General features: G+C 71.1%; 14 protein-coding genes. All 14 read left to right on the forward strand.

Annotated elements, in window-relative coordinates; translation table 11 throughout:
• Nucleotides 1-6: 6 nt before the first annotated feature.
• The 14 genes from ACFYX4_RS31120 to ACFYX4_RS31185 all read left to right on the forward strand — a co-directional run bounded on the left by ACFYX4_RS31120 (nucleotide 7) and on the right by ACFYX4_RS31185 (nucleotide 13,670).
• Complete coding sequence (locus ACFYX4_RS31120) at nucleotides 7-1,542, forward strand: VirB4 family type IV secretion system protein (protein ID WP_389340278.1); 1,536 nt, start codon at nucleotides 7-9, stop codon at nucleotides 1,540-1,542.
• Complete coding sequence (locus ACFYX4_RS31125; protein ID WP_389340280.1) at nucleotides 1,539-2,105, forward strand: hypothetical protein; 567 nt, start codon at nucleotides 1,539-1,541, stop codon at nucleotides 2,103-2,105. Before ACFYX4_RS31120 ends, ACFYX4_RS31125 begins: the two co-directional genes overlap by 4 nt.
• Nucleotides 2,106-2,373: 268 nt before the next feature.
• The gene (locus ACFYX4_RS31130; protein WP_389340282.1) at nucleotides 2,374-3,288 is read left to right on the forward strand and encodes a hypothetical protein; all 915 of its coding nucleotides are present in this window, start codon (nucleotides 2,374-2,376) and stop codon (nucleotides 3,286-3,288) included.
• 210 nt (nucleotides 3,289-3,498) lie between these two features.
• Nucleotides 3,499-4,278: a hypothetical protein gene (locus ACFYX4_RS31135; protein WP_389340284.1), complete on the forward strand. Its 780-nt coding sequence runs from the start codon at nucleotides 3,499-3,501 to the stop codon at nucleotides 4,276-4,278.
• A 79-nt stretch (nucleotides 4,279-4,357) separates the two neighbouring features.
• A complete protein-coding gene (locus ACFYX4_RS31140) occupies nucleotides 4,358-5,152 on the forward strand; it encodes a hypothetical protein (protein ID WP_389340286.1) in 795 nt (264 codons plus the stop codon).
• A gap of 63 nt (nucleotides 5,153-5,215) precedes the next feature.
• Nucleotides 5,216-5,776 (forward strand): hypothetical protein, encoded by a 561-nt coding sequence (locus ACFYX4_RS31145; RefSeq protein ID WP_389340288.1) that lies wholly within the window; start codon nucleotides 5,216-5,218, stop codon nucleotides 5,774-5,776.
• A gap of 288 nt (nucleotides 5,777-6,064) precedes the next feature.
• On the forward strand, nucleotides 6,065-6,511 hold the full coding sequence (locus tag ACFYX4_RS31150; RefSeq protein WP_389340290.1) for a hypothetical protein: 447 nt from the start codon (nucleotides 6,065-6,067) through the stop codon (nucleotides 6,509-6,511).
• Between the two features lie 47 nt (nucleotides 6,512-6,558).
• Nucleotides 6,559-7,311, forward strand: coding sequence for a glycosyltransferase (locus ACFYX4_RS31155; RefSeq protein ID WP_389340538.1), 753 nt, complete (start codon nucleotides 6,559-6,561; stop codon nucleotides 7,309-7,311).
• Nucleotides 7,311-7,844 carry a hypothetical protein gene (locus ACFYX4_RS31160; RefSeq protein WP_389340292.1) on the forward strand — a complete coding sequence of 178 codons (534 nt, stop codon included), beginning with the start codon at nucleotides 7,311-7,313 and terminating at the stop codon, nucleotides 7,842-7,844. The genes ACFYX4_RS31155 and ACFYX4_RS31160 overlap by 1 nt, the downstream gene beginning before the upstream one ends.
• Nucleotides 7,845-8,136: 292 nt before the next feature.
• Complete coding sequence (locus ACFYX4_RS31165; protein WP_389340540.1) at nucleotides 8,137-8,589, forward strand: hypothetical protein; 453 nt, start codon at nucleotides 8,137-8,139, stop codon at nucleotides 8,587-8,589.
• Nucleotides 8,586-9,776 (forward strand): hypothetical protein, encoded by a 1,191-nt coding sequence (locus ACFYX4_RS31170; RefSeq protein WP_389340294.1) that lies wholly within the window; start codon nucleotides 8,586-8,588, stop codon nucleotides 9,774-9,776. The genes ACFYX4_RS31165 and ACFYX4_RS31170 overlap by 4 nt, the downstream gene beginning before the upstream one ends.
• A gap of 533 nt (nucleotides 9,777-10,309) precedes the next feature.
• Nucleotides 10,310-10,531 carry a hypothetical protein gene (locus ACFYX4_RS31175; RefSeq protein ID WP_389340542.1) on the forward strand — a complete coding sequence of 74 codons (222 nt, stop codon included), beginning with the start codon at nucleotides 10,310-10,312 and terminating at the stop codon, nucleotides 10,529-10,531.
• A 200-nt stretch (nucleotides 10,532-10,731) separates the two neighbouring features.
• Nucleotides 10,732-11,874, forward strand: coding sequence for an AAA family ATPase (locus ACFYX4_RS31180; RefSeq protein WP_389340544.1), 1,143 nt, complete (start codon nucleotides 10,732-10,734; stop codon nucleotides 11,872-11,874).
• Nucleotides 11,871-13,670, forward strand: coding sequence for a hypothetical protein (locus ACFYX4_RS31185; protein WP_389340296.1), 1,800 nt, complete (start codon nucleotides 11,871-11,873; stop codon nucleotides 13,668-13,670). Before ACFYX4_RS31180 ends, ACFYX4_RS31185 begins: the two co-directional genes overlap by 4 nt.
• Nucleotides 13,671-13,823: the final 153 nt, after the last annotated feature.

A 13,823-nucleotide genomic window follows, 5' to 3' on the forward strand; every position in this document is an offset into this window, starting at 1 on the left:
CCACCGATGAGCCACCGGCCCGCCCGCCGCGCCCGCCGCGCCTCCGCCAGCCCGCTCTTCACCCCCCACGGCACCGACCGTGCCAGCCGCAAGGCCGCCCGTCGCCGGCTCGCCGAGGCCACCGCCAAGGCTCGCGCGGAAGCCAGTGCCCACCAGACCGAGAGCACGTCCGCCGAGCGCGAGATGCCCACCGCGCTCTACCCGACGAACGGACGTCCCGGACCCGCCTCCGCGCGTCACAACCGGCTGAAGCTGCCCGCCCACCGCATGACGACGGCCGTGGCCGCCGGCGCATACCCCTTCCTGGCCGAAGGCGGACTCTGCGCGGAGGGCATCTACATCGGGCGCGACGTCCACGCGGAAGCGTCCTTCGTCTTCGATCCGTTCGCGCTGTACGGCAAGGTCGAGGGATTCACCAACCCCAACCTCCTGCTCGCCGGGGTCATCGGCCAGGGCAAGAGCGCGCTCGCCAAGAGCTTCGCGCTGCGTTCGGTGGCCTTCGGATACCGCGTCTACGTCCCGTGTGACCCGAAGGGCGAATGGACGCCGGTGGCACAAGCCCTCGGCGGCCGGTCCGTCGCTCTCGGCCCCGGACTGCCCGGACGGCTGAACCCCCTGGACGCGGCCCCGCGCCCGCAGAGCGTCTCCGAGGACGACTGGGTCGGCGAGATCCGCAAACGGCGCCTCCTCCTGCTCGGCTCCCTGGCCCGGACAGTCCTGGGCCGGGACCTGATGCCCATGGAGCACACCGCCCTGGACGTCGCCCTGGACGCCGTCGTCACCCGCGCCGCCGCCACCGGCCGCACCCCGCTGCTCGGCGATGTCGCCACCACCCTCAACAACCCCAGCGCGCTCGACGAGGCCGCCGGGATGATGTCGGGCCAACTCGGCGACGCCGCCCGCGACCTGGCCCACGCCATGCGCCGCCTCGTCCACGGTGACCTGGCCGGCATGTTCGACGCTCCTTCCACCGTCGCCTTCGACTCGAACGCACCGATGCTCACCATCGACCTCTCCCGGCTCGGCGGCTCCGGCGACGACACCGCCCTCGTCCTCGCGATGACCTGCGCCTCCGCCTGGATGGAATCCGCCCTCTCCGACCCATCCGGCGGCCGGCGCTGGATCGTGTACGACGAGGCGTGGCGATTGATGCGGCACGTCGGCCTGCTGCAGCGCATGCAGGCCCAGTGGAAACTCTCACGCGGCCTCGGCATCGCCAACCTCATGGTGATCCACCGGCTGTCCGACCTGCTCACCGCCGGCGACGCCGGATCACAGGGCCGAGCTCTGGCCGAAGGACTCCTCGCCGATTGCAGCACCCGCATCATCTACCGCCAGGAGACCGACCAACTCCACGCCGCGGCCTCGCTTCTCGGCCTGACCTCCGTCGAAATGGACGCCATCGCCCACCTCAACCGAGGGCGTGGCCTGTGGAAAGTCGCCGGACGATCTTTCATCGTGCAGCACCTCCTGCACGCGTACGAGCTGGCACTCTTCGACACCGACGCCCGAATGCACATAAAAACCGCAAAAGGCTCATGAAGCCTGATATCCAGCGTGAACTGATCCCGCGCGCCACCACCCTCCACCTCATCGACGCGCTCAACTCTGTAAGGGGCAAACTCTCCGGCGCGTTCGAGCAGTGGGAGCTGCTGGACGACACCGGTCACGTCCCGGCCTCGCCGTCCTACACCGCGCTTCTCCAGCACGTCACCGACGCACAGGCTCTCGCCCGTGATGTGGTCCAGCTGACCGCAGACTTCGCCCGGACCACCTCCAGTACGAACCGTGCCGGCAGCGCCGTCCTCGCCCATCTGGCGTCGGCGGTCACCCTGTCGAGCCAGGCCGTACCGCACTTCGCCGAGACCGCGCAGACCGCGCTCTCACTGCCCCGACCGCACGGAGTGAACGACGGCTACGTCCGGGACAACCGCATGGTCGTCGAACACGCGACGGCGCGTGCCTGTCTGCGGCGCGCGGCACAGGCGCTCGGTGACGCAGTCCAGGAACTCACCGACCACCTCGACTTCCACCGCTTCTTCCTCAAGCCCTCCCACCGCCAGAGCCCGGTGCCGCCGCCCAAACCGGGCGGTCGCCACCGCTGACCCGGGCTGGCCCCCACCCTTTCAAGGAGTCCTCTGAACCGCCCCGCCCACTTCAACGACGCCGACTGGGCCGACTATCAGCAGTGCCAGGCCGAGCACGACGACCTCATGGCACAAGTCGCCGAACGCGAAGCTCAGATGGAGCACGACCTGATCGCCGCCTACGACGAGTACGTACTCGATTTCAGTCCGGTGCCGAAGCCGGAAGCCGACCCCGCTCGCCGGATACCTCCGCCCCGCCACACGCCGGCCTCCCGCAGGAGGAACCGTGGCCGCTGACCAGGAGAGCACTCCAGACGCCCGCCGCGCGGCTGCGCTCGCACCGCTTCCCGACCATCGCAACGTGGACACGCCGTGGTGGCAGGAGCTGTGGGGCCGCCACGCGCACATCACCACTCCACTGCGAGAGCGCGGGCTGGAGTGCGACATCGAGTTCGGCCTCAGCGCCTACATCGTGCGCGTATCACTCCCCGACGGCAGTCACCTGATCATCGGTCCGCCGCAGGAGCCCCCCTCCGACCGCCCGCCCGGCAGCCCGGAGGGCTGGATCGCGACCCGCGAGCACCCCGACAACCCGTCGCTGTTCGAGGTCCTCTACGACTCGGCGCCCTCCGACGCCCCCGGTGCACCCCAGCGGCCCGAAGCCCGGCACGGCGACAGCGCACAGCCCCTGATCGAGTCGATCGACCATCGCCTCGCCCAGCTCGGACTGCTGCCAACTCCCTCCTCGCCCACCGCCCGTACGCCCGCGTCCGCAGCCGAGCCGGCGCTCCGCACCCCCAAGCCCGCGGACGTCCCCGGCAACGCGGACCGCACCTTCGTCTACGGCGACGTACTCCTCGTGCTCACCGACCGGCTCAACGCAACCGAGTCGCCTACGGACGCCGCCGCCATGCTGCACCAGATCCTGGACCCCACCAGCGGCCTGCTGGAACGGCTCGGCGAGTTCTTCGAAGCAGCCGCGGAAAAGGCCAAGGAAACCGAGCAGGACGACGGATTCGATCTCCACTACGACCTTCAGGACGCCGCGGCCACCCTGCGCAGTCTCGGCGAGGACCTGCACACCGCTGTCGACCGCATGCGTGCCCTGGCCACGCGTCGGACCACCCGGACCGGTCTCCCGCCGGGCCCGAGCCCGGGGCCACCGACGGCGACCACCCCCATGCCCGGCCGCACACGGTGAACCAGGCACACCCGACGCTCACCGCGCCCTCGCCCGGCTCAAAGACCAGGAACGTGCCGCCTTCCCGAAATGGCGAGGTCCACCAGCCACAGCCACTTCGCGGCCTTCCGCCCGGCCGGCAGGTGGCCCGGACGGCGGTCGGCGTCGCCTCCGGGGAGGTCCACGGTGCGCTACCTCGGCACTCCCTCGGGGCCTGAGATACGGGCTGCGATGAGCGCCGGCCGCATCGGCTGCATGACCACCCCCGCGCAAGGCAGCCGGATCCCCGAGGGAGCGCTGTATGCCTGTGACAACTCCAAGTTCGGCAGCGACGGCAAGGGCCGCTACTGGCCCGGAACCCAAGTGTGGTTCGCCTGGCTGCACCGGACCGTGGAACGGTACGGGCCGGATCGCTGCCTGTGGGCGCTCGCCCCGGACCAGCCGTTCGACGCCGCCGGCACCCTCACCGAGTCCCTGCCGTGGCTGGCCCGCATCCGCGACCTGGGCGTGCCCGCGGCCTACGCGGCCCAGGACGGCTGCGATGCCCCCGGGCTGCTGCCCTGGGACGACTTCGACGTCCTGTTCCTGGCTGGATCGACCGAGTGGAAACTCAGCCCCGTAGCCGAACAGCTCGCCCGCGAGGCGAAAGCCCGCGGCAAAGGCGTGCACATGGGCCGCGTCAACTCCCGGATCAGGCTGGGGATAGCCGAGTGGTTCGGCTGCGACAGCGCCGACGGCACCTACCTCGCGTTTGGGCCCGACAAGAACCTGCCCAAACTCCTGAGCTGGCTCGACGAACTCGATGGCCGCCCCTCCCTCGTCGGCGGCACACACCCCCTCCCCGCCCCGGGCGCACTGTCATCGGCTCCGCCTGCGCGAGCAGACCTCGGCCGACGCAGCATGCCTGATCACGAGGCTGCCACGAGGTTGAAGAAGCACCCGCTCACGGCGAGAACCGATCCAGCCCCCGCCCTCCCGACACCACGAGGTCCCCGTGCCAGAACCCGCTGAACAGCCGACACCGTACCGGCCGCAGGAGCTGACCTTCTCATCAACGTCCAGTACCAACTCCACCCGCACGAGCGTCGCGTTGCCCGGCACCGACGGACCCGCAGGCGAGCGCATGCACCCCATCAGCCTCGGCGATCATGAACAGGTCGGTGTCATCGCCGTCACCAGCACCGATGCCCCCACGGCAGCCCACACGCTCCTGGCCGAGCACGGCTTCTGGCGCCCACGCGGTGTCTTCGGCTCCATCCTGACCCACGACAGGTACGACCACGACGTTCCGGCCCGGCTCAGGCGGTTCCTCGCCGATGCCGACCGGCAAGGCATCGGCGTGGAATACCACCTGCCCCGCGTCCTCGCGGACGCCGGTTCTCCCGCTGCGGGCAAGCGAGTCGACGAACTGTGGCGCGACAACCAGCAACGGGAGTACCGCCGTTGCCAGCGTGAGGCCGTCCGCATCGCCACCTTTGGCAGCGATCTGGAGTCCCTCGCCCATGGCCTGTGTCACCGTCTGCCCGGCGAATGGTCTTCCCACGTAACCGACTTCGCCGATCCGGACAGCCAGCTCGACTTCTTCGACGACCTGTGGGACAACGCGTCTCTGGCCAGCGCCTGGATGCAATTCCGCGTTCCCCGCGCCGCGATCCTCACCGGCCCCGATCGCCTTGAGCTCGTCATGATCGACCGCCCACTGCACCGCGACCAGGTCCTCGTCGGCGCACGATCTCTGGCCGGCATCACCCACGACTACTTCGGCGACGACAACGCCCCGCACGCGATCGCGGCCCCCGCAGAAGCGGTCCGCGCCGCGCACGCGGTCTCCCGACGACTCCTGCCCCGCTACCACCAGGCCGCCCGACGCCTCAGGAACCCATGACCGCACCGGAGGTCGCCCACACCCTTCCTGGAGTTCCCCCTGGTTTCTGATCTTGACCAGCGGATGCTGCTGCACGACGTGGCCGACCGGCTCAACACCATCGCCGACCACCTACCGCTCCCCGACCAGATCCGCGCCGATCCCGCCATCGGCGAGGTCCTGGAAGATGAAGTTCGTCGTCTCGCCGGCTTGCTGACCTACCTGGTCGGCGAGACCGCCTTCCGCCACCGTGCCGCCGCTCACTACCCCCACGTGTTGACGGCCACCGACCGCCGCTCCACCCTCGCGCTGGCCCGTGCCGCCCAGCCCGCCGGGGCCGCGCTCGCCGCCCTCGGCACCGCTGTCCACGACCTCGGTCGTCTGTCCGACCTCCCCCACCAGCCGCCAGGCCCCGCCCGTGACCACGCCATCACCATCGCGCACCAAGCGCTCGTCAACCGCATCGCCGCCGCCCGTGGGCGCCTCGCTCAGACAGCGAGGATGCTGCGCAGCGCGGCCGACACCCAGGCAACCCCCGCCGTGACCGCCCCCGTCGCGCCCGCGCCTCCGGCACCTCCATCACGTACACGTTCGTGTGCAACGACGCCGCCATCGTCCCCGCGAAGGCCGAACCGTCCCGACTGATCGGTTATACCTGCGCCCGCACCGACGCCTCAGGCCCCCGGTCGCCTCCTGACCGGACCGCGTGTAACGCACCGCCCCTGACGCTCCGCGCGACCCTGATGGCCGCCCGACGCCCCCGCTTCCCTGCTCGATCCGGAGAACTCCCTGTCCACACGTTCCTTCATCGCCCGCCCCACCACCGGTACGGGATACAGCGGCATCCAAGTCCAGCTCGACGGCGTACCCAGCCACCACCTCCCGCTGCTCCTGGCCGCCTACCAGTACAAGTTCGGACGCGACGTGGAAGCCATGTCCCGTCACCTCATCGACGACGTCGCCGTCGGCTGGGACGAGCTGGGCACCGACCTCCTCGACGGCGCCCCGCCCTCGCTCGTGGCCGCGCTGACCGGCGGCGAGCAGTGGCCCAGCCGTAACCTCGACCACCTGATCACCCCGGACGGCTCCCCGCCGGTGCGCATGTCGGTCACCGACGAGACCGCCGACGAGCAGGACATGCAGTGGGGGTACATCCTGCACAAGGAGGGCATCGAGGTGATCAGCCTCCTCCACGAGGACCTCGGCCCGATCGTGGACTGGGCCATCGACCCGCGCACCGCCTTCAACGACGACCCGGCGGCCTGGTCCTCCCTCGACCCCGCACCGGTTATCCGGGCATCGCACAGCACGCCGTCCCCGGGCGCTCCCGCTGCATCCCCGGCGAAGGCCCACGCCCCGCGTCCCGCCACGCGCCGCTAGTTCACTCTCGCTTCCCGGAGCCTCCCCTGTCCTCGCACGCCCTGCCCCTGATCACCGTCGTCATCGCCAGCCGCCTGCGCGAAGACCGGCTCGACTACCTGACCGCCATGCACGCCAGCCTCACCCGGCAGTCCGTGCCGTGGGAGGCCGTGATCGCGCTCGACGGCGCCTCACCGGACCGCCTGCCCGACCCGCTCGCGCAGGACTCCCGCGTCCGCACGTTTGCTCTGCCGCGCCCGGTGGGCGCCGCCTGCGCACGGAACCTGGCCCTCGCCCATGTCCGCACCCGGTACACCAACTGGGCAGATGACGATGATGAGTTCACCGACGACGCCATGTCCGTACGGCTGAACATCCTGGAATCGACGGGGGTCGGCTGGTGTGCGGGATGGAGCGAGGACCGGCACCCCGACGGCTCGACCACCCTGTGGCGATGTCCCGTGCCGCCCGGCTGGCACGAGGCCGGCGACGTGTGGACGTACTGGAAGTCACCGGCGGACACCATCCCCATCGGGCCGACCACGATCCTCGCCCGCACCGACCTGGTGCGCGCCGCTCCGATGGGCGGGCTCGTCCAGGGCGAGGACTACTGCGCCGCCCTCGGCGTCACCAGCCTCGCCCCCGGGATCCTGCTTCCCCTGCCGGTCTACCGGTACCGCAAACACCCTGGCCAGATGACCCGCCAGGACGCCTATGACGTCCTGGAGCCGGAGGCTCGGCGGCATGCGTGGAACTACGGACGCAGCCTGCGAGCCGCCCTCCGCGCCCGGGAGACAAGCGCTGCGGCGGGGGTGAGCTGATGTCTTCCTCCGTCACTCCGGCCACATTCGACTATCTGGCCAGGCGTCTGGAGGAACTGGCCGCGTCATTCCCCACCAGCCCCGACGCCGTCGACCTGGTCACGCTCACCGATGACATCGGCGTGCTGGCCCACCATCTGCAGCACACCATCGAACACGCGCAGGAACGGTTCATCACACCGCAGACGGTCTACCCGCCCGAACGCGTCGCCCTGGTCCAGCTCGCCCGGGCCGCCGCCGGTATCACGCGAGTTCTGGACACACTCGCCGAAGCCCTGACCTACGCCACGACCGGCTTCCAGCGCGAGGCCGTGGAGGAGCTCACCCACTCGCCTCTGCGCAACGACCCCGAAGTCCTGCGGATCATGACGGCCGAGAAGTACGTCGCGGCCCGCGCACGCCTGCACCACACCGCCGCCGCCCTGCGCCCGACCTCCACCCCGGCACCGCCTGGGCCGTCCACACCGCGCACGACCGGCCCACGGACCCAGCCAGCTGCCGCCGCCCAGTCACGGCAGCCGAACCGCCACTGAACGACACCCGCAGACCCCGGGATGCCCCCGGACCCTCTTGCCGAGATCCAGCTCGCCTACAGCCGCGCCGCCGCCCTGGCCGCCATCGCCCACGGCGAGCAGTACCAGTGGTCCAACACCGCCTTGGACCAGGCCGGCCTTCACCAAACGGAACGACGGAAGCGACAGCATGCCCAGCCCCGACGTTCGCCCAGCCCTCCCCCGGCGGACCGCCCCCTTGAGACCAGCCCGGCGTACCACGACCCACCCGCCGTCCCCTCGCCGCTGACCAGCAGAAAGAAGGAATCCTTCTCTGTCCGACCACTTCCGCTTCCGTGCCCATCCCGAACACGGTTTCGTCGCCACCGCCGCACCGAGCTTCACCCCTCACCTGGCCGAGTGGTTCCTCGTCCGCGAGCAGTTCGAGCCCGTCCCCTTTTCGCCGGGCCTGTACCGGCTCACCGAGCCGGAACGCGATGGGCTGCGCCGTACCCGCCAAGCCGTCCACGACCTGCGCAGCCTCGGCTACAGCGTGCAGGCCGACATTCGCCCCGACCCGTCCCTCTCCGCCGGCCCACCACGCCCGGACCGGCCGAACGGGCTCCAGGAGCGCCGCAGCCGTCTCGCCCAAGCAGCAGCCGGCCGAACGACGCAGCGCGCCACACCGCCCACCATTTCCCCGCCCTCGGCCCGACCGATCCCACCGAAGCCCACCTACGCACCGACCGTCCACCTGACGGCCTCGGGCAGTGGACGGTCCCGATGACGCCCGCGAGCAATCCGACCCCCGACGGCTCCGTCCCGGTGACACCGGAACTCACGGACAGTGCACGCAACTTCCGGCTGCGGATGGCGGTCATCGACCGCGAAAGCGAGGCCGCGCTCGACATGACATGCGACCGCTACGGTCGCACCGTCCACGCAGGCGCCGCGGCAGCCGCACGAGCCCACCGCAACAGGGCTGCGGTGGAGGCGTACACCACCCATCTCGCCCCGCACGCCGATGCTCTGCTCGATGCCGCCCGCCGTGCGCTCGACGAACTGCCACCGGCCCGGCACCTGGCCGGGTGGCGGGCCGTGCTGGACGCCCTGGCCGCCTCCGCCGCCGAGATCCGCCGGGCCCTCGACCAGCCGGATACCCCCGGCTCCCCTGCCGAACTCGCGCGTCATTCGGCCCTGTGGCCACACCTCACCGCCTGGGCCGACCACAGCTCCATCGCCAGCAACCTTGCCGACCAGCACAAACACCACCGCCCCAAGGCCCCGCTGACCGACGAGGAACAGCAGATGTGGACCGAGATGGCCCAGGCCGCTCAGAGGCGAGGCGGGCTTGAGCGGACCGAGTCGTGGTACGCCGCCGACGGGCAGCCGATCACCCTCGCCCACCTTGTCGAAGACGACGACTCGACGCTGGTCGCGCTGCGAGGTGACCCGGACGCGCCGGGCTGGCAGGTGATCGGGCACTACGCCCACGAATACGAGGCAGGAAAGGCACTGCCCGTCCCGGTCCCGCCCGGTGTGCTGCGCGCGGACGTCTCCCGGTTCAACCGCCCTGCGCCGGTCCCGGAGGTGTCGCTGCAGGAACTCATCCGCGACGTCGTCGAAGGCCGGACCGCAGGAGACGCCTCCGAAGCTCTCCTCGGCGCCGTCCAACGCGGCTACACCCCGGGCCCGATGGTCCGTCTCCAGGAACTCCTGGAGACCAGCGGCCAGTTCGCCAGCGCTCTGGAGACCGTGCAGGGCCGCCAGATCGCCGCCCGTCTCTCGGCGCTGGGCCGGCAGATCGAGTTCCTCACCCGCGAAGTCGAGGAGGCGGCCGAGGACCTCGGCGCGACCGTCGCCGTCCTGCCGCCGCACCGCACCCCCGTGCTGCGAATCCGCCCGCGCCCCGCCGTGGACACCACACCCCCCACTCCGCCGACCCGCACCAGCACGCCTGCCCGCCACCGCTAACCACCGAGGAAGCACCCGTGGTCCCTGACCGCACCCGCGGCTCCGGCGCCGGGCATCACCTACAGCGCGGTGCTGGGCAGCCCGTACGTCGCCGGCCTCCTCACCCCCCGCAAGCCGCACCAGCGAGGCGTACGCGTGACTGATCGTCTCGATCGGCGCCGGGCAGTTCGTCGGCACCACCGGACAGCTTCCGGGCTGCCGGTACCGCCGCCCGCTCCGAGGCCGGCACAAGACGCCCTGATCAAGGCGCAAGTCCCCTACTTTTCAACCCTTTTAAGGAGATCCACTTATGGCTGTTGTTGGTACACCCGGCTATCAGAACGTGCGGAAAGGCGAGTCAGTAGCTGCGGGGCGGTGAGGCCCGTCGAGACCTGGAGCATGTCGGCAGTCATTGCCCATCGTTCGTGGTCCAGCCACGCACCGTTGATGTGCTGGAAGCTCCGGGCCCGCCTCGCCTTCACCCAACACCCCACCACTTTCCCGCCACCACCGATAGAAGATCCGCCTTGCCCGAAGCACCAGCAGAGCCGTTCATGACGATCCGGCACACCATCACCGGCGAGATCACCACCACCGGCTACAACGCCGCCGCCCGGCGGATCCTGCTCCAGGCCGGCTTCGAAGAGACGCCAGGCTGCGTCTGCCGAGCGACGGAACCCGGTACGGAGCGGACGCACGGGCCTGCTCGGCAGCCGGCGAGCTGCTCGTCGCCGGCCATCCCGTGCACCTGGACCGAGCCCTCGGTCGGCCGGTGAGCGCCGACGGTACGCCCCGGTTGGCCCGGTCGCCGTTGTCGGCACAGTCCGTGATCCGCTCCGAGAGCGGCCAGCCTCTCCAGCGCATCGCCAACCCAACCCTCACCCGCACCCGCACCTGTTGAAGGGGCCTCGTTTTGACCGCACCCGGAACGCCTACCGGTCCAGCGCGCACCAAGGGCGGCGAACTACGGGCCAAGGTGGCCCGACTGCTGGCCGACCGGCCGGCGGACACGCTCACCATCGGGGACATGGCCAGGCAGCTGGGCCACTCCCACGGCGCCGTCCGCAACGCCGCCCTCACCCTGGTGCGACGCGGCGAAGCCGACCAAGGCGGAAGTGGACAACCGGAGTTCCGCGCGAACGCGAAAACCGCCGCAGCCGCGCAGACCGCTGTGATCAGCCCACCGGGCACCCACTCTCCCCGCGCCCAGACGACCACGGCTCGCACGACCACTCCCGCAGCAGCCAGGCCCAGGCGGACCGGCCCGATCCGCCGCGCGGGGGGCCAGCTCTACCACCCGCGGGAGCTGGCCGATCTGCCCGACGTCGAGGCGTTGAATCGCCTGCGCGACGCCGACGTGCCGGTGCTGCTCTACGGCCCTCCGGGCACCGGCAAGACGAGTCTGGTCGAGGCGGCGTTCGAGGACCTGCTCACCGTCGCCGGTGACGGCGACACCACGGTCGGCGACTTGATCGGCGAGTACACGCAGGACGACGCGGGAGCCTACGTCTTCCAGTACGGTCCGCTGGTCACCGCGATGACCGAAGGCCGCGCCCTGCTGATCGACGATGCCACCTTGATCTCACCGAAGGTCCTGGCGGCGCTGTATCCCGCGATGGACGGGCGCAGGCAGATCCAGGTCAAGGCCCACAAGGGCGAGACCATCAAGGCCGAGCCGGGCTTCTACGTGGTGGCGGGCCACAATCCCGGCGTCCACGGGGCGGTGTTGACGGAGGCGCTCGCGAGCCGGTTCAGCGTGCAGATCCAGATCGGCACGGACTATGACCTCGCCCTGGCCTTGAGGATCGATGCACGGGTTGTCCGGGTCGCCCGACACCTCGCCCACCAGGTCGAACTCGGCGAGCTGGGCTGGGCCCCCCAACTGCGGGAACTGCTCAGCTACCAGAAGACCGAGGCCGTCCTCGGCACCAAGGCCGCGCTCGCGAACCTGGTCGGCATCGCTCCTGTGGAGGATCGCGACGCCGTCGCCGCCGCCGTCATCAAGGCTGCCGGCGTCACGAAGATCGCGCCCCTCACCCTCGGCAAGCAGCTCCCCGCCTCGGCCGTCCGGCAGCCCGCGGGCAGCACCGGCTCCGCGCACCGGGGCCGCTCGCGTTGAGCGCCCACCACCACGTCCAGTCGCCCGCCACCACCCGGGACGACGACGCCGACCTCGCGCGATGGGACGACGACGGCGCCCCGCCCGCGCAACCCCGTTCTTCCCCGGACGCGTGGCTGCGCGTGGGAGCCGAACTCGGCGATCGGTTGGTCGCCCTCTCCGGCCGCCAGGACCTCCTCGTCACCTGCCGCCCCGGCACGCGCAGCGGCGCACCGGCCGCGTTCTTCCCCACTCTGGGCGAGGTCGAGTTCGACGCCGGCCTGTTCGCCCCGCTTAAGCCCCACGAGATCCATCCGCGGATCGTGGGCGATGAGGACCGGTATCCCGCCGCCTGGGGAGTGTTCGTCCACGAGGCCGCGCACGCGGCCCACTCCGTCTGGAGACAGCCTGCCGGAGCGGACCCCCGTGTCGTCGAGGCCGCGCTCCTGCTGGAGGAGAGCCGTGTCGAAGGCGCACATCTGATCACGCGGCCCACGGACCGCGCGTACCTGCGCACCAGTGCCCGAACCCTGGTCATGCCCGACATCGCCCACCCCACCCTCCAGGGCATCGAGCACGCCGCCGGCGTGGCGGCCCTGGTCCTCGGCCGCCGTGACGTCGGCATCCTGGACGCCGGCGAGACCCGGGCCGTCGCCGATCTGTGCGAAAAGGTGCTGGGCGCAGACCTGCTGGCCACACTCACCCGCATCTGGACCGCAGCCCATCAGTGCGCCGACCACGACGCCACGACCATGCTCGCGCACGCTCAAAAATGGTGCGACGCTCTGGACACCGCGGCCCCCGCCCTGCCCGTGCCGGAGAACCTCACCGATCTGCTGTCCGGCGCCGTGGGGGTCGTCATGGACAGCACGGCAGCCACCGATGCCGCCGATCTCGCGGCACAGGCCGCAGCGACCAACGCCATGGCCGCGCAGTCCAAGGCGCAGGCTCAGGACCGCGCCCAGCGGGCCGGCCGGCGACGCAAAGCCGCCGCCACCGCCAAGTCGGTCTTCAACGCCCGTGGCACCACCGTCACCCCCGACGGCACACCGGCGCCCTCCGGCAACCCGGTCACCGGCACCCGCAGGCCCACCGCCGCCGAGCAGAGTGCCGCCGCGCGCCTGAGCCGCGCCCTGCGCGCCGCCGCCTACCGCGAGCGGACCGAGGAGCGGACCACCAGCCCCACCCCGCCCGGCCGCCTCAACATGCGCGCGGCCCTCGCCCGCGACGCCCAGCGTGCGGCCGGGTCGGTCCCCACCGCGGAACCGTTCACCCACACCCGCCGCCGGAACTCCCCCACCCCACCGCTGCGTGTGGGTATCGCCGTCGACGTCTCCGGCTCCATGCGTGCCGCCTGCGCGCCCGTCGCGTCCGCTGCCTGGATGGTGGCACGCGCAGCAGCCCTGACCGACCCCGACTCCCTCACCGCCACCATCGCCTACGACAGGCACCTGACCGCACTGATCCGGCCCACCCACCGAGCACCAGAGCGCGTGACGACGTTCGATGCCAAGGGCGGCCACCACAACCTCGGCGACGCCATCGACGCACTCGACCACGGCCTCGAACTCAGCCGCCCCGGCGCCGGCCGCCTCCTCGTGATCGTCACCGACGCCCGGTACGGCAGCGACGAAACCGCTCAAGCCGTCACCCGCGTCAAGCAGCTCACGACCGCCGGCTGCGCCGTACTCCAGCTCACCCTCACCGCCAAGTCCCAGCACCTGCCGGGAACCACCTTGCTGCACCTGCCCCGGCCCTCCAGCGCTCCCGTCGCCATCGCCAAGGCGGCCACAGACGCCATCCGCAGGACACGCTGAGACGACGCAGAAGGCGGAAGCGTCCCCGAGACCACCGCCAAGCACTCCAGACCACCTCCGTGGGCCGCATGAATCGTGCATCTGATGTACGACCCTCCGCGACGACGCAGGCCACCACCATCTGTCTACTCGATCGCACAGACCCGCCCTTAA

The organism is Streptomyces sp. NPDC002328 (assembly GCF_042890065.1).
Lineage (GTDB): Bacteria > Actinomycetota > Actinomycetes > Streptomycetales > Streptomycetaceae > Streptomyces.

What these genes read in the sequence shown, in the direction of transcription:
- ACFYX4_RS31120 (WP_389340278.1), top strand. Translation starts at nt 7, where the DNA reads ATGAGCCACCGGCCCGCCCGCCGCGCCCGCCGCGCCTCCGCCAGCCCG.
- ACFYX4_RS31125 (WP_389340280.1), top strand. Translation starts at nt 1,539, where the DNA reads ATGAAGCCTGATATCCAGCGTGAACTGATCCCGCGCGCCACCACCCTC.
- ACFYX4_RS31135 (WP_389340284.1), top strand. Translation starts at nt 3,499, where the DNA reads ATGAGCGCCGGCCGCATCGGCTGCATGACCACCCCCGCGCAAGGCAGC.
- ACFYX4_RS31145 (WP_389340288.1), top strand. Translation starts at nt 5,216, where the DNA reads ATGCTGCTGCACGACGTGGCCGACCGGCTCAACACCATCGCCGACCAC.
- ACFYX4_RS31150 (WP_389340290.1), top strand. Translation starts at nt 6,065, where the DNA reads ATGTCCCGTCACCTCATCGACGACGTCGCCGTCGGCTGGGACGAGCTG.
- ACFYX4_RS31160 (WP_389340292.1), top strand. Translation starts at nt 7,311, where the DNA reads ATGTCTTCCTCCGTCACTCCGGCCACATTCGACTATCTGGCCAGGCGT.
- ACFYX4_RS31170 (WP_389340294.1), top strand. Translation starts at nt 8,586, where the DNA reads ATGACGCCCGCGAGCAATCCGACCCCCGACGGCTCCGTCCCGGTGACA.
- ACFYX4_RS31175 (WP_389340542.1), top strand. Translation starts at nt 10,310, where the DNA reads ATGACGATCCGGCACACCATCACCGGCGAGATCACCACCACCGGCTAC.